The sequence below is a fragment of the Methylobacterium guangdongense genome, from assembly GCF_038442355.1.
Taxonomy (GTDB): domain Bacteria; phylum Pseudomonadota; class Alphaproteobacteria; order Rhizobiales; family Beijerinckiaceae; genus Methylobacterium; species Methylobacterium guangdongense.
In genome coordinates, this window is the sequence record NZ_JBBXMX010000004.1 from 19771 (window position 1) to 39059 (window position 19289).

General features: G+C 70.6%; 22 protein-coding genes. 9 read left to right on the plus strand and 13 right to left on the minus strand.

The features are described from left to right. The first annotated feature begins 78 nt into the window (after positions 1 to 78). Together AAHG09_RS09860 and AAHG09_RS09865 are read left to right on the plus strand one after the other, a co-directional pair. Entirely contained in the window at positions 79 to 2829 is a 2751-nt protein-coding gene (locus tag AAHG09_RS09860) for a phosphoenolpyruvate carboxylase (RefSeq protein WP_342106859.1), read from the plus strand. 198 nt (positions 2830 to 3027) lie between these two features. Beyond that, a complete protein-coding gene (locus AAHG09_RS09865; RefSeq protein WP_244004478.1) occupies positions 3028 to 3999 on the plus strand; it encodes an HpcH/HpaI aldolase/citrate lyase family protein in 972 nt (323 codons plus the stop codon). 375 nt (positions 4000 to 4374) lie between these two features. Here AAHG09_RS09865 and AAHG09_RS09870 read toward each other — a convergent pair whose 3' ends face one another. The 4 genes from AAHG09_RS09870 to AAHG09_RS09885 form a co-directional block, all read right to left on the minus strand. Next, positions 4375 to 5223 carry a glycosyltransferase family 2 protein gene (locus AAHG09_RS09870; RefSeq protein WP_342106862.1) on the minus strand — a complete coding sequence of 283 codons (849 nt, stop codon included), beginning with the start codon at positions 5221 to 5223 and terminating at the stop codon, positions 4375 to 4377. Continuing rightward, complete coding sequence (locus AAHG09_RS09875) at positions 5220 to 5813, minus strand: class I SAM-dependent methyltransferase (RefSeq protein WP_342106864.1); 594 nt, start codon at positions 5811 to 5813, stop codon at positions 5220 to 5222. The genes AAHG09_RS09870 and AAHG09_RS09875 overlap by 4 nt, the downstream gene beginning before the upstream one ends. Further along, a complete protein-coding gene (locus AAHG09_RS09880) occupies positions 5810 to 6547 on the minus strand; it encodes a PIG-L deacetylase family protein (protein ID WP_342106865.1) in 738 nt (245 codons plus the stop codon). Before AAHG09_RS09880 ends, AAHG09_RS09875 begins: the two co-directional genes overlap by 4 nt. A 152-nt stretch (positions 6548 to 6699) precedes the next feature. Then, positions 6700 to 7023: a helix-turn-helix domain-containing protein gene (locus AAHG09_RS09885; RefSeq protein WP_342106866.1), complete on the minus strand. Its 324-nt coding sequence runs from the start codon at positions 7021 to 7023 to the stop codon at positions 6700 to 6702. Positions 7024 to 7220: 197 nt separating this feature from the next. Here AAHG09_RS09885 and AAHG09_RS09890 point away from each other — a divergent pair, with 197 nt between their 5' ends. Continuing rightward, the gene (locus AAHG09_RS09890) at positions 7221 to 7733 is read left to right on the plus strand and encodes an META domain-containing protein (RefSeq protein WP_342106867.1); all 513 of its coding nucleotides are present in this window, start codon (positions 7221 to 7223) and stop codon (positions 7731 to 7733) included. A 94-nt stretch (positions 7734 to 7827) separates the two neighbouring features. After that, entirely contained in the window at positions 7828 to 7992 is a 165-nt protein-coding gene (locus tag AAHG09_RS09895; RefSeq protein ID WP_342106868.1) for a hypothetical protein, read from the plus strand. A 460-nt stretch (positions 7993 to 8452) separates the two neighbouring features. Here the strand turns inward: AAHG09_RS09895 and AAHG09_RS09900 are convergent, their stop codons facing one another. From AAHG09_RS09900 to AAHG09_RS09910, 3 genes are all read right to left on the minus strand, one after another. Further along, on the minus strand, positions 8453 to 8734 hold the full coding sequence (locus tag AAHG09_RS09900; protein WP_342106869.1) for a hypothetical protein: 282 nt from the start codon (positions 8732 to 8734) through the stop codon (positions 8453 to 8455). A gap of 145 nt (positions 8735 to 8879) precedes the next feature. Further along, positions 8880 to 9413 carry an inorganic diphosphatase gene (ppa, locus tag AAHG09_RS09905; protein WP_342106870.1) on the minus strand — a complete coding sequence of 178 codons (534 nt, stop codon included), beginning with the start codon at positions 9411 to 9413 and terminating at the stop codon, positions 8880 to 8882. Between the two features lie 113 nt (positions 9414 to 9526). Then, the gene (locus AAHG09_RS09910; RefSeq protein ID WP_342106871.1) at positions 9527 to 10033 is read right to left on the minus strand and encodes a GNAT family N-acetyltransferase; all 507 of its coding nucleotides are present in this window, start codon (positions 10031 to 10033) and stop codon (positions 9527 to 9529) included. A 198-nt stretch (positions 10034 to 10231) separates the two neighbouring features. Here AAHG09_RS09910 and AAHG09_RS09915 point away from each other — a divergent pair, with 198 nt between their 5' ends. After that, positions 10232 to 10957: a tyrosine-protein phosphatase gene (locus AAHG09_RS09915; RefSeq protein ID WP_342106873.1), complete on the plus strand. Its 726-nt coding sequence runs from the start codon at positions 10232 to 10234 to the stop codon at positions 10955 to 10957. Between the two features lie 9 nt (positions 10958 to 10966). Here AAHG09_RS09915 and AAHG09_RS09920 read toward each other — a convergent pair whose 3' ends face one another. From AAHG09_RS09920 to AAHG09_RS09935, 4 genes are all read right to left on the minus strand, one after another. Next, positions 10967 to 11236 carry a BrnA antitoxin family protein gene (locus tag AAHG09_RS09920; RefSeq protein ID WP_342106874.1) on the minus strand — a complete coding sequence of 90 codons (270 nt, stop codon included), beginning with the start codon at positions 11234 to 11236 and terminating at the stop codon, positions 10967 to 10969. 13 nt (positions 11237 to 11249) lie between these two features. Further along, positions 11250 to 11546 carry a BrnT family toxin gene (locus AAHG09_RS09925; RefSeq protein WP_342106875.1) on the minus strand — a complete coding sequence of 99 codons (297 nt, stop codon included), beginning with the start codon at positions 11544 to 11546 and terminating at the stop codon, positions 11250 to 11252. A gap of 65 nt (positions 11547 to 11611) precedes the next feature. Beyond that, positions 11612 to 12469: a prephenate dehydratase gene (locus AAHG09_RS09930; RefSeq protein ID WP_342106876.1), complete on the minus strand. Its 858-nt coding sequence runs from the start codon at positions 12467 to 12469 to the stop codon at positions 11612 to 11614. Between the two features lie 19 nt (positions 12470 to 12488). Next, on the minus strand, positions 12489 to 13232 hold the full coding sequence (locus tag AAHG09_RS09935; RefSeq protein WP_342106877.1) for a 3-deoxy-manno-octulosonate cytidylyltransferase: 744 nt from the start codon (positions 13230 to 13232) through the stop codon (positions 12489 to 12491). A gap of 317 nt (positions 13233 to 13549) precedes the next feature. Between AAHG09_RS09935 and AAHG09_RS09940 the strand changes: the two genes are divergently transcribed. Then, positions 13550 to 14545 (plus strand): c-type cytochrome, encoded by a 996-nt coding sequence (locus AAHG09_RS09940; RefSeq protein WP_342106878.1) that lies wholly within the window; start codon positions 13550 to 13552, stop codon positions 14543 to 14545. Between the two features lie 135 nt (positions 14546 to 14680). Further along, complete coding sequence (locus tag AAHG09_RS09945; RefSeq protein WP_342106879.1) at positions 14681 to 15862, plus strand: multidrug effflux MFS transporter; 1182 nt, start codon at positions 14681 to 14683, stop codon at positions 15860 to 15862. 123 nt (positions 15863 to 15985) lie between these two features. Here AAHG09_RS09945 and AAHG09_RS09950 read toward each other — a convergent pair whose 3' ends face one another. Both AAHG09_RS09950 and AAHG09_RS09955 read right to left on the minus strand, forming a co-directional pair. Beyond that, positions 15986 to 16489: a GNAT family N-acetyltransferase gene (locus AAHG09_RS09950; protein WP_342106880.1), complete on the minus strand. Its 504-nt coding sequence runs from the start codon at positions 16487 to 16489 to the stop codon at positions 15986 to 15988. 63 nt (positions 16490 to 16552) lie between these two features. Then, complete coding sequence (locus AAHG09_RS09955) at positions 16553 to 17749, minus strand: MFS transporter (protein ID WP_342106881.1); 1197 nt, start codon at positions 17747 to 17749, stop codon at positions 16553 to 16555. A gap of 62 nt (positions 17750 to 17811) precedes the next feature. Here AAHG09_RS09955 and AAHG09_RS09960 point away from each other — a divergent pair, with 62 nt between their 5' ends. Beyond that, positions 17812 to 18609 (plus strand): AraC family transcriptional regulator, encoded by a 798-nt coding sequence (locus AAHG09_RS09960; protein ID WP_342106883.1) that lies wholly within the window; start codon positions 17812 to 17814, stop codon positions 18607 to 18609. A 61-nt stretch (positions 18610 to 18670) separates the two neighbouring features. Continuing rightward, positions 18671 to 19282, plus strand: coding sequence for an NIPSNAP family protein (locus AAHG09_RS09965; protein WP_412760024.1), 612 nt, complete (start codon positions 18671 to 18673; stop codon positions 19280 to 19282). The last annotated feature ends 7 nt before the right edge of the window (positions 19283 to 19289 follow it).

Here is a 19289-nt window from a genome sequence, read left to right on the forward strand (position 1 = left end):
CGCAGGGGCCACCCTCCCCCGCAGAGGGGGGAGGGGGCGTCGCGCTCGATCGAACACACTGCGCCACGAGGTGGCCCCATGACCCGTACCCTTCACGCAACCCCCGGTCTCGTCGATGCCACGGCCTTCGCGCCGCCGGTGATCGTCGGCACGTCGTCGGAGCAGGCGCTGGACATCCTGTTCCAGGCGCTGCTCGACGTTGCCCGCCGGCACGATCCGGACCTCGAAGCCGTTCTGCATGGCACGGCCGACATCTCGCGCTTCTCGCCGCAGATGCTGGCGCGCGCGCTCCAGGTGCAGGGCATCTGGTTTCAGCTGATCTCCATCGCCGAGCAGAACGCCGCGATGCGCCGCCGCCGCCACGTGGAGCGCACGGAGGGACGGGCCGCGCTCGGCGGCTCCTTCGCCAAGGTCTTTGCTGACGCCCGAAAGCAGGGCGTGCCGCCCGAGAAGATCCAGGCGCTGCTCACCGACCTGCGCATCCGCCCGACGCTCACCGCCCATCCCACCGAGGGCAAGCGCGTCACGGTGCTGGAAAAATTCCGCCGCATCTACCTCGTGCTGCGCGAGCTGGAGATGCCGCGCTGGACCGATCGCGAGCGCAACGGGCTCATGAACGCGCTGCGCGACCAGATCGAGCTGGTCTGGATGACGGGCGAGCTGCACCTGGAGAAGGCCACCGTCGAGCGGGAGGTGGCCTGGGGGCTGCACTTCTTCGACGAGACCCTGTTCGAGATGCTGCCCGAGACCCTGGAGACGCTGCACGAGGCATTGGCGGAAACCTATCCGGGGACGGACTTCAAGGTCCCGCCGTTCTTCCAGTTCGGCTCGTGGATCGGCGGCGACCGGGACGGCAACCCCTACGTCACGGCGGCCGTCACCCGGCAGACCCTGCACCGCAACGCGCTGGCCTCGCTCACCCGCTACCGCGACGGCGTGCGCGAGCTGGGCCGGACCCTCTCGCTGACCGAGCGCGCGCTGCCGCTGCCGGACAGTTTCCGCGCGGAGCTCGACCGGCAGCTCACCGAGAGCGGCCAGGCCCGTGCGATCACCCGGCGCAATCCGGGCGAGCCCTATCGCCAGTATCTCTCCTGTGTGCTGCGCAAGATCGAGGCGACGATCGCCCGCAACGAGGGCGAGCACCCCTCCGGCCCCGATTACGCCAGTGCGGACGGCTTGATCGAGGATCTGCGCACGCTGGAGCGCGGCCTGACCGAGGCCAAGTGCGGGGCGCTGGCCCGCGACCTCGTGCGCCCGGTTCGCCGGATGGTGGAGATCTTCCGCTTCTCGACGGTCCGGCTGGACCTGCGCGAGAACACCACCCGGACCACCGACACGCTCCACGCCCTCTGGCGCCAGCGCAACGGCGAGGGGGAGCCCCCGGCCCTCGGCAGCGCCGCATGGCGCCAGTGGCTCGACGCGGAACTCGCCCGGCCGCGCGATCCCGAGCGCTCCTTCGAGGATCTGCCGGACGCGGCCCGCGAGACGCTCGCCACCTTCGCGTTGGTGGCCGAGATGCGCGAGGCCCTGGACCGCGAGGCGTTCGGCGCCTTCGTGCTGTCGATGACCCGCTCGGTCGAGGACGTGCTCGGCGCCTATCTGCTCGCCAAGGAGGCGGGCGTGTTCCTCGACGCCGCCGGCACCGAGATCTGCCCGCTGCCGATCGTGCCCCTGTTCGAGACCATCGACGACTTGCGCGCCGCCCCGGCGATCATGCGGGCGCTCCTCGGCACGCCGGTGGTGCGCCGCTCCACCCGCTGGCAGGGCGGGGTGCAGGAGGTGATGATCGGCTACTCCGACTCCAACAAGGACGGCGGTTTCGTCGCCGCCAACTGGGAACTCTACAAGGCGCAGAGCAAGCTGACCCGCCTTGGCCAGGAACTCGGCATCGGCATCGCCTTTTTCCACGGGCGCGGCGGCTCGGTGAGCCGTGGCGGCGTGCCGACCCAGAAGGGTATCATGGCCCAGCCGCCGGGCTCGATCCGCGGCCGGTTCCGCACCACCGAGCAGGGCGAGGTCGTCTCGTTCAAATATGCCAACCGCGGCACCGCGGCCTACCAGATGGAGCTGCTGGCGGCCTCGGTGTTCGAGCATGCGCTCGCCGGCGACGGCGAGCGGGTGGGGCCCGGCCACGACGATGCCCTGGAGGCGTTGGCCGGCGCCTCGCGGGCGGCCTACGTGCAGCTGCTCCAGACCGACGGACTCGTCGACTACTTCCAGGCCGCGAGCCCGCTCGACGAGATCGCCCTCCTCAACATCGGCTCGCGCCCGGCCCGCCGATTCGGCGCCCGGTCGCTCTCGGACCTGCGGGCGATCCCCTGGGTGTTCGCGTGGTCGCAGAACCGGCACGTGATCACCGGCTGGTACGGCGTCGGCTCCGGGCTCGCGAGCTTCATCGAGGTGCGCGGCCGCGAGGGCGAGGCCACCTTGAAGCGCCTGTTCCAGGAATCGCGCATCCTGCGCCTTGTCCTCGACGAGGTCGAGAAGACGCTGATGATGGTCGATCTCGACATCGCCCGCGCCTATGCGGGCCTCGTCCCGGATGCCGGCATTCGCGATCGCATCTTCTCGATGATCGAGGCCGAGTACGCGCTGACCCGCGAGATGGTGCTGCGGGTGAGCGGCGGCACCGAGCTGGCCGAGCGCTTCCCCCTGTTCCGCGACCGGCTCAAGGGTCGGCTGCCGACGATCAATCAGGTGAGCCGCGAGCAGGTGGAACTCCTCGCCCGCTATCGGGCCGAGGCCGACGAGGACCGGCGCGAGGCGGTGAAGTCGGCGCTGCTGTTGTCGATCAACTGCATCGCGGTCGGCTTCGGCGCGACGGGGTGATGGCGATGCAGAGAGACCACGCGCCTTCCCTCCCCCCTTTGCGGGGGAGGGGGACGCGGGATGTCATGCGCCGATGGGAGCGAACCGAAACGCGCCGCCGCGCCCTGTCAGGGAACCACGCGCGCGCCATTTGCCGCCGATGAACGGGACCGCATCCCGCACCGGCATCAGAACCGTCACCAGGAGAGAGACCCCACGATGAGCTTCACCCTGATCCAGCAGGCCAAGGCCCGCCTGCACCGCTCCGAGCTGGCCGTCCCCGGCTCCAACCCGACCTTCATGGAGAAGGCGACCTCCTCGGCCGCCGACGTGATCTTCCTCGATCTGGAAGACGCCGTCGCCCCCGACGACAAGGAGAAGGCCCGCACCAATATCATCCAGGCGCTGAACGACCTGGATTGGGGCAACAAGACCATGATGATCCGCATCAACGGTCTCGACACCCACTACATGTACCGCGACGTGGTCGACATCGTCGAAGCCTGCCCGCGGCTCGACATGGTGCTGATCCCCAAGGTCGGCGTGCCGCAGGACGTCTACGCGATCGACGTGCTGGTCACCCAGATCGAGCAGGCCAAGAAGCGTGAGAAGAAGCTCGGCTTCGAGGTGCTGATCGAGACGGCGCTCGGCATGGCCAATGTCGAGGCGATCGCCCAATCCTCGAAGCGCCTGGAGGCGATGTCGTTCGGCGTCGCCGATTACGCCGCCTCGACCCGCGCCCGCTCGACCGTGATCGGCGGCGTGAACCCGGACTTCTCGGTGCTGACCGACAAGGATGAGGGCGGCAACCGCCAGACCCACTGGCAGGACCCGTGGCTCTTCGCCCAGAACCGCATGCTGATCGCCTGCCGCGCCTATGGCCTGCGCCCGATCGACGGCCCGTTCGGCGACTTCTCCGATCCGGACGGCTACGTCTCGGCGGCCAAGCGCTGCGCGGCGCTGGGCTTCGAGGGCAAGTGGGCGATCCATCCGAGCCAGATCGATCTGGCCAACCAGGTGTTCACCCCGTCCGAGGCCGAGGTCACCAAGGCCCGCCGGATTCTGGAAGCCATGGAAGAGGCCGCCAAGGCCGGCCGCGGCGCCGTCTCGCTCGATGGCCGCCTGATCGACATCGCCTCGATCCGCATGGCCGAGGCGCTGATCGAGAAGGCGGATGCCATGAAGGGCTGAGAGCCGGCAGGGAGGCGCAGCGTCAGTTGCGCCTCTCTTGAAGGCACTGGAGCGAGTGTCCCGCGGGCTTCACTAGCCCGCCCGTGATTGGCCGCAGGTTCTTGTGTGACCTCGGCTGGTTGCCGCCGGGAGTCGAACGAATGGTCATCGTTCTGACGATCGCCAGAAAAGAAAGCGGTGAGTGGAGCTTCCCCCTCCGCCTCGCCGCCTGTTCTTTCTTCTGGAAATGGCTGAACCCTAACGGGTGATCGCCAGGAGCCGGTGAAGCCATCACCGGCTCCATTCCCAAACATAATTAAAGTCTTCCGCCTCGCCAAGAACCAGCATGCGGAGAGCTGCTTCCCCCCGCGCCGCAGTGGGGAAGAGCGGTGCGGCTCAGAACGGCCGATCATCCGGCAGCCGCGCCGCCGCCATCTCCTCCGGCGTCGGGTCGCGTCGGATCGCGATCCCCTCACGCCAGTCCGCCGCGATCAGCCCGAGCCGGGCGAAGCCGTCGAGCCAGCCGTCCATCGGCCAGAGGCCGTGCCGGGCGTGAAACCGCGACGCGTTGGCGACGATGTCGCGAAAATGCTGGAGCGGCGGGTCGAAGCCCGGATGGTGCTGGTGGTAGGCCCGCGGGCCGCCGAGGAACAGGATCGGCACCCCGGCCTCCTCGGCCCGGAACGCCAGATCGGTGTCCTCCGCGCCGTAGCCCGAGAACGATTCGTCGAAGCCGCCGAGCTGATCGTAGGTCTCTGCGCGGACCGCGAAGGCCAGCGACCAGAACAGGCCGGGCTGCGGCGCGGCGGTCACCGCCCCGGCGGGCGGGAAGGCCCGCACCGGATGCGGAGCCCCGCGTCGGTCGAGGTCGGTCTCGCGCCATCCATCCGTGACGGCGCCGGCCGGAAGGTAGCCGATCTCGCAGCAGATCAGCCCGTCGTGCTCGGTGACGGCCCGGGACAGGCCGGCGACGAGCCCTGCCGAGGGGATGCAGTCCACGTCGAGGAAGATCAGCGTGTCGGTCCGAGCCGCCCGACGGCCGGCATTGCGCGCGGCCGCGAGCGGCAGGCCGGCATGGGGGAACGGGACGCGCTCGACGGGGAAGGGCAGCCGAGGGAGGGGCGCCGCATCGCCGATCTCCACCACGATGCAGGCAGCCGGCGGTGCCCCCCGGGCGAGCCCTTCGAGCAAGCGGGCGAGATGTGCGTCCCGACCCTTGTTGAGGGTGATGACCGTCGCGCTCACGCCGCGGCCCCGGCGCGCAGGACGTCGAGCCGATAGGCCGCCGTCCGGGCTTGATGCAGCAGGCCGGCGAACGGCGCGGCCTGCGCGATGAAGCCCTCGGCGGCTTCGTCGCCGGATTGCGGGTAGTCGGTCACGCCGAGCCAGTGGACCAGAACGATGTCGCCCCCGGGCTCGATCGCGTCGCCGGCCCGGCGCACCAGGCCAGCCAGATCCGGTGGCGCCAGGAAGTACAGGAACTCGGACAGCACGATCAGATCGAACCGGCCTTCGGGCCAGTCGGCCGGCACGGCACCCTGCCGGATCTCGACATTGGGCCGGTCGGCGCAGCGGGCGCGGGCCGCCTCCACCGCGGCGGGGACGAGGTCCGTGGCGACCAGCCGATCGCAGCGCTCCGCGAGGGCGCGGGTGAACACGCCGATCGAGCAGGCGGGCTCGAAGGCCGATCGATAGCGGGGTTGCGGCAGGGCCGCCAGCGTCGCCGCGTACTTGTCGCGCTCGTAGTCCGAGTTGGTGAAGCGCCAGGGGTCCGCATCGCTGGCGTAGATGCCCGCGAAGTAATCAGCCGGCACGGTGTCCCTGCGGCGGTTCATGCCGGGACAGCGACGAAGCGCTCGTAGGAGCCGCAGAGGCGCTCGATCATGGCGTGTTCCAGCCGAAAGCCCTGCGGATCGTCCGCAATCAGGTTGGTCGTCTGCGATTCATGGGCCGCGACCGCGCGCGCCTTGGTCTCGCGATAGGGCGCAACGTCGAGGCGCAGGCCCGTCGGCGCCGGGCCGACCTCGGTCTCGGGCGGCAGGGTCCAGCCCCAGACGGGATACTCGTAGACCCGGACCCGGGGCATGTGGGGCCGGGCGAGGCCCACGATGGCCGCCGCTGCCTTGTGGTCGCAATGCGGGTCGTGCCGCCACGTCACGAACACGGCGCCGGCACCGCAGGCGTCCGCAGCCCCCGCGACCGCCCGTGCGGCCTCCTCGGCGGCAGGCCCCGCGCTCGGGACGTGCGCGTCGGGCAGGCGCAGGAAGGTGACATCCGTCGCGGCGAGGCCGAGGATCTCCACCGCCCGCACGGTCTCGGTCTCGCGCAGGGCGCGCAGCCTGTCGGGCGGGTAGAGTCGGGAATGGGTGTGCGAGCCGCAGCCGTCGCTCACCACGACGAGGCGGACCGCTCGCCCCTCCGCCCGCGCCGCAGCGATCAGGCCGCCGCTGCCCAGACTCTCGTCATCAGGATGGGGCGCGACGACGACCAGACCGCCGGTCCCGACCAGGGCTTCGAGGTTCCCGATGGGCAGGGCGTCGGCCGCCGCCAGAAAGGCATCGGCGCGCATCAGCGGACCACCGCCCAAGCGGGCGCGTGAGGCGTGGTAGTCCGGCAGCGGAGGCGGAAAGGGTCGGTCACGGATCGCTCCAGGCGGTCGGCAGGGCGTGGCCCCGACCATCGGGCCGAACGCCTGAACGCGCCCTGAGCGACGTGTTCGGGCTACCGGTCGTTCTCGGTGGTCAGGGCGCCGAGCCGGGTGCCCTCGTCGGCCCCGGAGGCTTCCGCCAAGTGGACGCCCTGTCGCGGCGCATCGGTGAACACGGCGCCCGCCGCACCGAGGGCACTGCGCAGGGCCTCGATCTGCCCGCTCGGCGGATCGCCGTAGCCAGCCTCGAAATCCCGCACCAGCTGTGCGTCGAGCCCGACCTTCCCGGCGAGGTCCGCCTCGGACCAGCCGAGCAGCCCGCGGGCCGCCCGCGACTGCGCCGGGCTCATCGCCAGCGCGCTCGCACCGCTCTGCGCACCCTCGTCCGATCCTGCCAAGGCCACTCTCCCGATCTGCAATGATCAACAACGACGGGCGCCGCGGATCGTTTCCGGGCGAACATGCGGGGCGCATGACCACAATTGTGCTGAAATCCTGTCGCATCCGCCAAGGTGCAGGGATTCGGAGCGGCGCTGCTGGCGCCTCCGGATCCGGGATGACCTGAGCGCGGAGCGCGCGAGATGGGGACTGAACGATGAGAGGGGTGCTGATCGCAACCTTGGCCTGCGCCGTTCTGGCTGCGGGTCTGGCCGCATCGACGCAGGCGCAGGCCCAGATGGGGTCTCCGACCGGCTTCGGTAAGGGCAACCGCCGCCCCGGCGGCGAGGAGGAGAAGAAGCCCCAGTACGTGCCGGGGGCCAAGGCCAGCGAAAAAATCTTCCCGCTCGATTCGACGTGGACGGCGGTCAGCCTCAACGGCAAGCCGTTCTCCGGCGGCGACCGGCCGAGCTTCATCATCGACAAGCAGTACCGCGCCCGCGGCTACGGCGGCTGCAACACCTTCGCGGCCACGGCCTTCCCGCTCAAGGAGCAGCATATCGCGGTCGGGCCGCTCGCCCTGACCAAGAAGAGCTGCGACAAGGGCCTCGCGGCCACCGAGCAGGCCTTCTTCGTCGCCCTCCGCACCTCGGCGGTGTGGGATCTGGTCGGCTCTCAGCTGGTCCTGAAGAGCCCGAACGGCGAGCTGAAGTTCGACCGCGCGCTTTAAGCGGTCGTTCACCACGCCACACGAAGGCCAGCGCCGATTCAGACGGTCTTGGCGGGTTTCGGGTCCTCCTCCTCGTGCAGCGAGGAGGCGATGGATGCCCGTTGGAATCGGTATCGGACGCGGGGCGGATCTGCGCCCGGGCGCGACGCGGAGCCTGCGTTTCGCGGGTCCCGAGGGCGTCCATGGCGGCGCCCTGTGGCTGGCTGCGAGCGTACCCTTGCTGGCGACCCTGTTGCTCCTCGCCCGCCTCGCGTCCTGAGGGCGACGCTCCGTTCAAGGCGTGTCGGCCGTCTCCTGCAATCGGTCCGGGTGATCGGCCCGGGTCGGCTCGCTCGGACGCTCCGCGGCTTTGACCGGCGGGAACAGCGCCGCCAAGCCTGCCGCGACTCCGTAAAGAACCGGGTCCGAATTCAATCCCGCCCTCGGGGGATGGAGATCATTTGTCCGCATCGTTTGCCTGCGGGCATCGCGCGCATTCGCGAGCATCTGACCGCGCCCTCACGTCTGTCAGTCACCATTTCGCGATTGGTCAATGCGACGATCCGCGTTTCGTTGCCGCGGCCGCTTGATATTTTCCGCGCGGGAACCGCCGCTCCGCCAGAACGATTGGCGCTCCTCAAGAACCCTGCCCGATCGCGTTGCAGTCGGGCAGGGTTCTAAGCTTCTGTTGTGACGCGCTCTCTCGCGCCGAACCGGTCTCCACTTCAGCGAAGAGCGCTCTAGCCGCGCCGACGCAGGACGGGGAACGGCTCCGCCTCGGGAGACGGGCAGGTCGACGGGATCACGCTCATGATCGCCGCGCTCGGGCAGCGCGCCCGGCACGCCTGTGCAGCCTCGATCTGATCGCGACCGCAGGCATCGGCGAAGCAGAAGGTCCCGAGATCCTCGCAGGTCGCCCGGAAGCCGCGGATCGGCACGCCGTCGCGTAGATCGGCCGCGGATGCCGCGCTTTGCACCAGCAGGAGCGCCACCAGGCCGAAACACGTCGGGATCCGCCGCATCGCCGTGTCCATCCCTGTCCAAACGCTCACGGCGCAGCCTTAGCATCTGCAGGCGAGGGGCGCCGTGCCCTTCTCGTGACAGGGGATGACGGCCGTGACCGCGCGTCCGTCGCGGAACGGCGCGCGGCCCCGGGCCGGTAGTGGCTTACGCCTTCGCCTTGCCGCGCTCGATCGCCTGTTCGATCAGCCGGTGCGCCTCTTCCTTGTCGCCCCAGCGGACGAACTTCACCCACTTGCCGGGCTCCAGATCCTTGTAGTGCTCGAAGAAGTGCTGGATCTGGTGGATCGTGATTTCGGGCAGGTCGGTGTAGTTCTCGACTCGGTCGTAGCGCTTGGTCAGGTGGCGGGAGGGGACCGCGATGATCTTTTCGTCCTCGCCGCCCTCGTCCTGCATCACCATCACGCCGACAGGGCGGGCGCTGATGATCGCCCCCGGCACCACGGCGCGGGTGTTGGCCACCAGCACGTCGCAGGGGTCGCCGTCGCCCGACAGGGTATGGGGAATGAAGCCGTAATTCCCCGGATAGAACATCGGCGTGTACAAAAACCGGTCGACGACCAGCGCGCCGGATTCCTTGTCCATCTCGTACTTGATCGGCTCGCCGCCGAGCGGGACCTCGACGATGACGTTGACGTCGTGCGGCGGCTTCTTGCCGAGCGAGATAGCTTCAATTCTCATGGCGTTCCGCTTCCAGGATCCGGGGTGCCGATGGCGTCCGGGTTCTCTTAGTGGCGCCGCTTGAACTTGCAAATCAGTCGCCGCTACCGGCCGGCAACGGGCTTGGGAAAACGTTAGCCGAAGAGGAAGCCGACCTTCGGCAGGGGAACCCCCGCCACCCGGTCGAGCACGCGCGGGCCGGTTTTGCCGCCGAGACCCTCGTAGAAAGCGCCGGCGCGATCGTTGTCCTCCAGGCTCCAGACGCCGAGCTGCGTCAGGCCGTGATCGGCGAGGTCGTTGCGGACCGCCCGGAACAGGCGGCGGCCGAGGCCGAGGCCCTGGTACTCGGGCAGGAGATAGAGTTCGTCGATCTCGGCCTCGGTGCCCAGCGCCCGGCTGCGCGTCCGCCCGTAGGCCGCGTAGCCGACGATCCTGTCGGCCGTCTCGACGACGGCGATCGGCCGTCCCCGGCGCAGGGCCCCACGCCACCACGCGCGGTCCCGGCTCGCGATCAGGCGCTCCAGGGCGACGCCCGGGATGATACCGCGATAGGCCTCGCGCCACGACGCATCGAACACCTTCGACAAGCCGCCGAGATCGGCCTCGCGGGCCCGGCGGATGCTCGTGGTGCGCGTGCTCATGGGCTTCGGGCCTCCCCTCGTCCGACCGGCGGATAACCCGCGCGGTCCGCCCAGGTTCGATGCCGATCCGGGCAGAGTGAAGGCAAGATCGGCGCCGGAATCCAGCGGTCTGCGGCCGGGATGCCGGTTCGGCCGTGAATTGCCGGCTCGGTGGGCGGCTGGTAGAGCCCGCGCTCCTCCCCCCGCGGCAGCCCGGCCTTGTTCAACCGCTTCCTGAAGCCCGAGACGCGCTACGCGCGCCGCATGGCCCGAATCGCCCGCTTCGAGCGGCCGATCGCCGGCCCGGGCGACCGGCTGCGGGCCTGGGCCAACATGCTGCTGATGGATCACGGCGTGTTCCGGCTCGCCTATCTCAACCGCCACCGGGTCGGCACGGGGGCGCTCTGGCGCTCCGCCCAGCCCGGCCCGCACCAGCTCGCCCGGTTCCGGGCCGAGGGCGTGCGCACGGTCATCTCGCTGCGCGGCGGGCGCGAGCACGGCTCCTGGCCGCTGCAGCGCGAGGCCTGCGAGCGCCACGGGCTGAAGCTCGTCGAGTTCGTGCTGCGCTCCCGGGAGGCGCCGGACCGGGCGACGATCCTGGCCGCCAAGGCGTTCTTCGCCGGCATCGAGTACCCGGCGGTGATGCACTGCAAGTCGGGCGCCGACCGGGCGGGCCTCGCCTCGGCCCTCTACCTGATCCTGCACGAGGGCCGCCCGGTCGCCGAGGCCGCGCGCCAGCTCTCGGCCCGCTACGGCCACCTCCGCTTCGCCAAGACCGGCATCCTCGACGCGTTCTTCGCGCGCTACCGGATCGAGGGGGAGGCGAGGGGGATCGACTTCCTGACCTGGGTCGAGACGATCTACGACCCGGAGGCGCTCAAGCGGGATTTTCGGCCGGGGTTCTGGTCGGATCTGGCGGTGGACCGGGTGCTGCGGCGGGAGTGAACGTTCAAGCTATCGTCGCTTCTCCTGGGCCCGCACATAGCTCTTCAGCACCGCGTTGATCCGGGTTTGATAACCCGTTCCGGTGCTCCGGAAGTGCCGCAGCACCTCCGCGTCGAGTCGAAGCGTAATCTGTTCCTTGCCCTCGGGCAGCACAGCATCCACTTCGTCCCAAAAACCGGCGGGAATCGAGCCGGCATCGGGGTCTGCGGCCGCGCGCCGTTCGATGTCCGCATCGCCCATGTCCTTGAAGGCATCGCTGAGCGGTTCGGCCGGCGGCATGTCCTCGAACCCTTCAAACCGGACGGTTGCCTTGCGCGCGGGCTCGGGCTTCTGCGTAGACCTGCCTGTCATGGCGGTTCGCCTTCCATGCCGAAATGATGCGGATGTCGTTGTCGCGTTCGACATAGACGACCCGCAGCACTGTTTCATCGTAGAGCCCCAGGCTGATAAACCGGCGCTCGCCGTAGTCGCGGCGCCTGTCTTCACGAGTCAGCCGGAAACTCCGAAAGATCTCCGCAGCCTGTCGGAATCCGATGAGATGCTTAGCTTGATTGGCTGCATCCTTGTCGGGATCCCATTGAAAGCCCATGCCGCAGCGTAGTTACAAAACGTCGTTACGGCAATGACGGGGTATGGGGTACAGTCCCGCGCCTGTCACTCCGCCGCCGGCCGCGCTGCCTCGCGGAACGGGTGGGCCGGGTAGGTACCGATCACCCGCAACTCGCGCGAGAAGAAGTCGAGCTCGTCGAGCGCCCGGGCGAGGCCCGGATCCTCGGGGTGGCCGTCGACCTCCGCGTAGAACTGCGTGGCGGTGAACTCGCCGTCCATCATGTAGCTCTCGAGCTTCGACATGTTGACGCCGTTGGTCGCGAAGCCGCCCAGCGCCTTGTAGAGCGCCGCCGGGATGTTGCGCACCCGGAACACGAAGCTCGTCACGCAGGGGCCCGTCCCGGGCTCCACCGGCTCGGCCTCGGGGGAGAACACCACGAAGCGCGTGGTGTTGTGCGCCTCGTCCTCGACGTCGCGCGCCAGGATGTCGAGCCCGTAGACCTCGGCGGCGAGCGCCGGCGCCAGGGCCGCCCGGCTCGGATCGCCGAGGTCCTTGATCTCCCGGGCCGCCCCGGCGGTGTCGCCGGCCACCACGGCCTTCAGCCCCAGGCGGCGGATGATCCGGCGGCACTGGCCGAGGGCATGGACGTGGCTGTGGACGCTCTTCAGCGCCTCGAGCGGCGTGCCCGGCAGCACCATCAGCTGAAAATGGATCGGCAGGAAGTGCTCGGCCACGATGTGCAGCGGCGAGGTCGGGATCAGGTGGTGGATGTCGGCGACCCGGCCGGCGATCGAGTTCTCGATCGGGATCATGGCCCGCTGGGCCCGGCCCTCCGTGACGGCCGCGAAGGCGTCCTCGAAGCTGGGGCAGGGGAGCGGCGTCCAGTCCGGATAGGCCTGCGCGCAGATGATGTGGGAATTGGCCCCAGGTTCCCCCTGATAGGCGATGGTGCGGTCTGTCATGGCTCGGGCGTTCATGCGGTCAGTTCAGGCGCCGGCCCTGGAGCAGGGCACGGGCGCGTTCCAGGTCGGCTTGGGTGTCGACGCCCAGCGGCAGGTCGTCGACGATCACGGCGTCGATGCGCATGCCGGCCTCCAGAGCCCTGAGCTGCTCCAGCTTCTCGCGGCTCTCCAGCTCGCCCGGCGGCAGGGCGACGAAGCGGCCGAGGGCCGTCCGGCGGTACGCATAGAGGCCGATATGATGCCAGAGCGGTCCGTCGCCCCAGGGGGCGCGGGCGCGGGTGAAGTAGAGGGCGCGCAGACGGCCGGGGCCGACCGTGTGGCCGACGAGCTTCACGACGTTCGGGTTGTCGGCCTCGTGCGGGTCGGTGATCGGAGCGCAGAGCGTCACGATGTCGACGGTGCGATCGGCGAGCGGCAGGACGGAGGCGCCGATGATCGCCGGATCGATGGTCGGCAGGTCCCCCTGCACGTTGACGACCACGTCGTGGCGCCCCTCCGGATCGACGATCTCCAGCGCCTCGGCGAGCCGGTCGGAGCCGGAGGGGTGGTCGGCCCGGGTCATCACCGCGAGGCCGCCCACCGCCTCCACGGCCTGAACGATCTCCGCCGTATCGGTGGCCACCACCACGGGGCCGATCCCCGCCTCGACGGCCCGGCGCCAGACATGGACGATCATGGCCTCGCCCGCGATGTCGGCGAGCGGCTTGTTGGGCAGGCGGGTCGCCGCGAGACGCGCCGGGATCAGGATCAGGGGATCGGACATCGCGCTCGGACCCGACGATTCGCACCGCACGCCCGGAGCCGGACGGCCGCGCCCGCGCGCGGGCCGGCTGCTTAACAGGACGGCCTTCGATTGTCGTCCCCTCAGTCGGGGCGCCGCTTCGGCGAAAAGGTGCCACTCGGTAACAAGCTTGACGATTCCACGGCACAATTCTGCGCCTCAGCGCCGCGGAGGGCCTCGCCGGCATTGTCAGGAGGCGTGCGGAACGGCTAAGGCAACCTCGAAATCTTCCAATGTCCGGCGTCCGAACTCGCCCGTGATCAGGCGCGCGACGGGTCCGGGCGAGACGCGAGAAGAGCATGAACTCGTTCGAGGTGAACAAGGTCCTGGGCGCGGTCCTCGGCGCTCTTCTGTTCGCGGCCGGATCGGGTTTCGTCGCCGAATTGATCTACCATCCGAAGCCGGCGGGCAAAGCCGGCTACGATCTGCCCGAGCCGGAGCCCGAGGCCGCCGCCGCGGCGGCGCCGGAAGCCAAGGTCGAGCCGATCGCGGTCCGGCTGGCGAGCGCCAATGTCGAGAAGGGCGAGGCCGGCACCAAGGCCTGCCATGCCTGCCACAACTTCGAGAAGGGTGGCCCGAACAAGGTCGGGCCGGATCTCTACGGGGTGGTGGAGCGGCCGAAGGGCGCGCATCCGGGCTTCGACTACTCGGCCGCCATGAAGGAGAAGGGCGGCGCCTGGACCTACGCGGATCTCGACGAGTTCCTTACGAACCCGAAGGGCTACGTGAAGGGCACCAAGATGGCCTATGCCGGCATCGCCTCGCCGCAGGAGCGGGCCAACGTCATCGCCTACCTGCGCAAGAACGCGGATGATCCGAAGCCGCTGCCGGCCGTCGAGAAGTCCGAGGCACCCCCCGCGGCCGCCCCGGCGGCGGCGAAGCCTGAGGATAAGCCGGCCGCCGCTCCGGCCGCCGCCCCCGCCGACAAGCCGACCGCTGCGCATCCGGCCGCTTCCAAGCCGTCGGAGGGCAAGGACAGCCCGGCGAAGCCTGCCGATACCAGCACCGCCAAGCCGGTCGAGGAGAAGTCCCCGGGCAGCCCGCGGGCGCCGAGCGAGTCCAGCGACCGCAATGCCCCGGCTCCGCCCGCCGATGCCCATGACAGCGACCAGCAGGGTCAGCCCTCGAGCGTGATTCCCGCCGAGCCGACCGCCCCGACGGCGCCGGCCGCCAAGGAGCCGCCCGCCCAGGCCAATCCCGAGGCGGTGGAGCGGGCCAAGGATCTCAATGTCGGTGTTCCGACCAAGGATCCGAACGCCCCGCTGCCGACTCCTCAGCCACTCCCGAAGGAGTAAGAGCGGTACGGCCGGGGCGCGCGTCCCGGCCCCCGCCTGTCAGCCGCGTTGAGCCGGCATGGCTGCGGGCCTGTCTCTTGCTGTAGGGCGACCGCGTTCCGGCAACTTGCCGGATTGAAAACCGCGTAGGACCCCTTGGCTGACCGAAGTCCCGAAGTCGCGGAGCGCCGGGCGCCCCTTCCGCTGCTCGTCGCCGTGACCATGACCGGGACGGTGGCGCTCCATATCTTCGTCCCGGCGCTGGCCGCCGTCGCCGTCGATCTCGGCACCAACGCGGCCGGTGCGCAGCTCACCATCACGGTCTACCTGATCGGCCTCGCGGGCGGGCAGCTGCTCTACGGCCCGCTGTCGGACCGCTACGGCCGGCGGCCGATCCTGATCGGCGGGCTCGGCCTCTATCTCGCCGGGCTGCTGCTCGCGATCCCGGCACCCAATATCGGCGTGCTGCTGGTGGCGCGGGTGCTCCAGTCGCTCGGGGCCTGCGGCTCCCTGGTGATCGGCCGCGCCATGGTGCGCGACGTCTCGACCCGCGAGGACGCCGCCCGCAAGCTCGCAATCCTCACCACCGCGATGACGCTGACCCCGGCGCTGGCACCGGCGATCGGCGGCGTGGTCAACGAGGCCCTCGGCTGGCGGGCCGTGTTCGTGGTGCTGGCCGCTTTCGTGGCGGTGCTCGGTGCGCTGGTGGTGTTCACCCTGCCCGAGACCAACCGGCACAAGGTGGCGCTGCCCGGGTTCGTGGCCGTGCTGGCGGGCTATCTCCGGCTCGTGCGGATCCCGGTCTTCCGTGCCTATCTGGTGGCGGGGGCCTGCGGCGGCACCAGCCTCTACGCCTTCCTGGCGGTGGCGCCGTTCCTGCTGGTCGACCGGCTCGGGCGCTCGTCGCAGGAGGTCGGGTTCGATTGCCTGATCGTGGTGTTCGGGATGGTCGGCGGGGCGGTGTTGGCGAGCCGGCTCGCCGCGCGGGTGCCGATCCGGAAAGCCGCGCGGAGCGGCAACCTCCTCTGCATCGCGGCGGCGCTGACCCTGCTGGCGGTGGATCGGACCGGGATGCTCGGCGTCGTCAGCCTGATCGCGCCGCTCTTCGCCTACGCGGTGGGCGTCGGCCTGCTCAGCCCCAACGCGGTGGCGGGGCTGATGAACGTCGATCCGCACGCGGCGGGCTCGGCCTCCAGCCTCTACGGCTTCACCCAGATGACCTTCGGGGCGATCTTCACGGCCGCGGCCTCCGCATGGCCCGCCACCTCGGCGGCGCCGGTGGCGTTGGCGCTGCTCGCGGCCGGGCTGATCGCCGCCCTGGCGCTGCGGCGGGCGTAGGACCGAGACTCGTGGTTTCGAAAGGTCGAGACCTTTCGTGGGTGCAGGGCAAAGCCCTGCAACGCACGTCAGGGCGCTGCCCTGATGACCCGCCAAAGGGCCACAGCCCTTTGGGATCCCGTTTCAGCCGCGAACCGCCTCGACCAAACCGCCGACCCGGTCGCGGAACCCATCGGTGAGTTCCAGCCACAGGAGCCGCGCCGGATCGACGGGCCCCGGCAGGGTCAGCCGGCCGGGCGGAACCGGCGTGAAGCCGAAGCGGCTGTAATAGGGCGCGTCCCCCACCAGGATCACCAGCCCGTCGCCCGCCTGTCGCGCCGCCGCGATCGTCGCGCGGGTGAGGGTGCCGCCGATGCCGCGGCCTTCGAAGCTCGGATCCACCGCCAGCGGCCCGAGCATCACGAAGGGCGTCACCCCGGCCCGCACCGGCCCCATCCGCACCGAGCCGACGAGGAGGCTGCCCACAAAGGCGGTGACGCCGAGATCCATCCGCTCGGCCGCCCCCTCGCGCAGACGGTAGGCGGTGCGGGCGAAGCGGCCGGGGCCGAAGGCCCGGGCCTGGAGGCGCGCGATGGCGGGGGTGTCCTCCGGCCGCTCCGGCCGGATGACGAGGGACAATGCGGTCACGAGACGCCCTTGGGCTGGCTGGTCGCCGCGTAGCAGCGCCGGGCCCGCCCGGCAAACGACGTCCTATTCCGCCGCTGCCAGCGCCGGGCGTCCGCCGGCTTGCGTCAGCTTCAGGAAGCCGATCGCCGACAGCCAGATCACCGCGCCGCAGGCGGAGGCCGCGCCGAGCACCAGCCCGAAGCCGCCCCGGTCGTGCAGCAGCGCGATCGCCGGCACCACGAAGCCGCTCGCCGTGAAGCCCACGAAGTAACGCACGCTGTAGGCCCGGGCCCGATAGGCCGGGGGCACGTAGCGGGCGATCATCGCGTCGTTGATCACCACCTGCCCGTAGATCGCCGTCATGGCGATCACCAGCCCGGCGAGCAGCGGCAGGCCGGTGGAGACGGCCGCGATCCCGAGGCCCAGCGGTTGCAGCACCGAGAGCGCCACGAACAGCGTCGGCAGGCTGTAGCGGTCGATCAGGCGGCCCATGGCGAGCTGCATCAGCGCGCCGAACAGGAACACCACCGTGGCGATCGAGCCGGTAAGCGCCAGCGGCAGGGCATGGCCGACGCCCTCGTCGATCACCTTGGGCAGGCTGATCGTGGTCAGGTTGAAGGTCAGGCCGCCCGCGAAGATCGCCACGGCGAACATGGCCATCAGGGCCCAGGGCCGCGTGACGGGGATCACCGCCGCGCCCCCGGCCTGCTTGCCGCCGCCCTCGCCGTCACCCGGGACCAGCGCCACGAAGGCCGCCCCGCAGGCGAGGCAGATCAGGCCCGGCACCACGAAGGCCGCGCGCCAGCTGATCGTCGCGGCGAGCAGCGCGGTGACGCCGGAGGCCGAGGCCGCGCCGAAATTTCCCCAGACGCCGTTGAGGCCGAGGTCGCGGCCGAGCCGCCGGGCGTGGGTCACCAGCATGGCCGAGCCGACCGGGTGGTAGATCGCCGAGGCGAGGCCGAGCACGCATAGCCAGAGGGCGAAGGCCAGCGGCGTCGAGGCCGTGGCGACGCCGAGGCACGAGAGCCCGTAGCCGAAGAAGAACACCGCCAGCATGGTGCGGCGGCCGAAGCGGTCGGCCAGCGACCCCATCGGCAGGGAGCACAGGCCGAAGGCCACGAAGGCCCCGGTGGCGAGGCCGATCAGCTCGCCGTAGCCGAGCCCGGTCTGAGCCGCGATGGCGATCACTGCGGTCGGGTAGATTAGCAGGACGAAATGATCGAGCGCGTGCGCGACGTTCACGAAGCGCAGGGTGCGGCGGGACAGCGTATCGGAATCCATCGCGGCGTATCCTCCGGGATCAGACGCTGATAGCCTGACCCGATGGAGGCGTCGGGCCGGATATGCATGCGAACGGGCCAAACGCGTCGTCGCCACGCTCGACCGCGGCGGCCGATTACCAAGCGATCCCGCGCCCGATCGCGGTGGTCCGCAAGCCTCTGGCGGCCGACGCCCGGACCGACCTGCACCACCACATCCGCGCGCAGCTCCTCTACGCCACGGCCGGGCTGATGTCGGCCTCGGCCGAGGACGGTGCCTGGGTCGTGCCGGAGGGCCACGCGCTCTGGATCCCGGCGCGCCTGCCGCACACCACCGTCACCCACGGCCCGGTGGCCCTGTGTACCGCCTATCTCGACCGCGACGCCGTCGCGACGTTCCCGGAGACCTGCCGGGTCATCGCGGTGTCGCCGCTGCTGTCGGCCGCGCTCGTCGCCCTGGCCGAGGAGCCGGTGCTCTACGCCGAGGATGGCCGCGGCGGTCATCTCGCCGCTTTGGTGCTCGACGAGATCGGCCGTGCCCCCGCGACGCCGCTCACGCTGCCGCTGCCGCGGGATCCGCGCCTGCGCCGGGTCTGCCTGGGGATCATCGCGGATCCGGCCTCGGAGGACGATCTCGACGCCTGGGCCGACCGGGCCGGGGCGAGCCGGCGCACGCTGACCCGGGGGTTCCGCGCCGAGACCGGCCTGAGCTTCGGCGACTGGCGGGCGCGGGCCCGGGTGATCCGCGCGCTGGCGCTCACGGCCGAGGGGCGTCCGCCCCGGGCCGTGGCGGCGGCGGTGGGGTACCGGAGCGCGCAGGCCCTGCGCCTGACCGTGGCGCGGGTTCTCGGGCCGGCCGGAGCGCGACAGGCGCTCGTCTGATCCTCGCCGCATGCCGCGGACGTTCTACCTCTGGCTCAAGACCCTTCGGAGAACACCGGGCATGCTCTACGAACTCACCACCCTGTCCTGCCCGCTCCTGGCGCCGGGCCAAGTCTGCGAGCGGGCGCAGGCCTGGGCCGCCGAGGCGGAGGCCGGGACGCTGCTCGGCTGCTGGCGGACGGAGATCGGCACCCTGGGGCAGGTGATGGTCCTGCGCGGCTTCGAGGCCCCGGAGGCGATGACCGCCGAGCGGCGACGCGCCCTGATGAGCGCCAACCCGTTCCACGGCGGCGAGCTCCTGACGGCCTTGACCATGGACAGCTACGCGCCGTTTCCCTTCCTGCCGCCGCTTCGGACCGGAGCCCGGGGCGGCGTCTACGAGATCCGCACCTACCGGCTGCGTCCCGGCGGGCTCGCGCCGACGCTGGCGGCCTGGGAGGCGGCGATCGGGCCGGCCAAAACCTACACCGACCATCTCGTGACCAACCTCTACGCCCTGGATGGGCCGCCGCGGATCACGCACATCTGGGCTTTCGCCAGTCTGGAGGAGCGGGCGCGGCTCCGCGGGGAGGCCTACGCCGCCGGACTCTGGCCGCCGAAGGGCGGGCCCGACCAGATCCTCGAGGCGACCTCGACCATCGCGCTGCCGGCTCCGGGCTCGCCCCTGTCGTGATGCGGCC

Coding starts and splice junctions, on each gene's coding strand:
- AAHG09_RS09965 (WP_412760024.1), top strand. CDS start 18,671: ATGCTCTACGAACTCACCACCCTGTCCTGCCCGCTCCTGGCGCCGGGC.
- AAHG09_RS09960 (WP_342106883.1), top strand. CDS start 17,812: ATGCATGCGAACGGGCCAAACGCGTCGTCGCCACGCTCGACCGCGGCG.
- AAHG09_RS09925 (WP_342106875.1), bottom strand. CDS start 11,546: ATGGGCTTTCAATGGGATCCCGACAAGGATGCAGCCAATCAAGCTAAG.
- ppa (WP_342106870.1), bottom strand. CDS start 9,413: ATGAGAATTGAAGCTATCTCGCTCGGCAAGAAGCCGCCGCACGACGTC.
- AAHG09_RS09875 (WP_342106864.1), bottom strand. CDS start 5,813: ATGAACCGCCGCAGGGACACCGTGCCGGCTGATTACTTCGCGGGCATC.
- AAHG09_RS09955 (WP_342106881.1), bottom strand. CDS start 17,749: ATGGATTCCGATACGCTGTCCCGCCGCACCCTGCGCTTCGTGAACGTC.
- AAHG09_RS09935 (WP_342106877.1), bottom strand. CDS start 13,232: ATGTCCGATCCCCTGATCCTGATCCCGGCGCGTCTCGCGGCGACCCGC.
- AAHG09_RS09865 (WP_244004478.1), top strand. CDS start 3,028: ATGAGCTTCACCCTGATCCAGCAGGCCAAGGCCCGCCTGCACCGCTCC.
- AAHG09_RS09920 (WP_342106874.1), bottom strand. CDS start 11,236: ATGCCGCCGGCCGAACCGCTCAGCGATGCCTTCAAGGACATGGGCGAT.
- AAHG09_RS09880 (WP_342106865.1), bottom strand. CDS start 6,547: ATGCGCGCCGATGCCTTTCTGGCGGCGGCCGACGCCCTGCCCATCGGG.
- AAHG09_RS09895 (WP_342106868.1), top strand. CDS start 7,828: ATGCCCGTTGGAATCGGTATCGGACGCGGGGCGGATCTGCGCCCGGGC.
- AAHG09_RS09890 (WP_342106867.1), top strand. CDS start 7,221: ATGAGAGGGGTGCTGATCGCAACCTTGGCCTGCGCCGTTCTGGCTGCG.
- AAHG09_RS09940 (WP_342106878.1), top strand. CDS start 13,550: ATGAACTCGTTCGAGGTGAACAAGGTCCTGGGCGCGGTCCTCGGCGCT.
- AAHG09_RS09910 (WP_342106871.1), bottom strand. CDS start 10,033: ATGAGCACGCGCACCACGAGCATCCGCCGGGCCCGCGAGGCCGATCTC.
- AAHG09_RS09930 (WP_342106876.1), bottom strand. CDS start 12,469: ATGACAGACCGCACCATCGCCTATCAGGGGGAACCTGGGGCCAATTCC.
- AAHG09_RS09900 (WP_342106869.1), bottom strand. CDS start 8,734: ATGCGGCGGATCCCGACGTGTTTCGGCCTGGTGGCGCTCCTGCTGGTG.
- AAHG09_RS09860 (WP_342106859.1), top strand. CDS start 79: ATGACCCGTACCCTTCACGCAACCCCCGGTCTCGTCGATGCCACGGCC.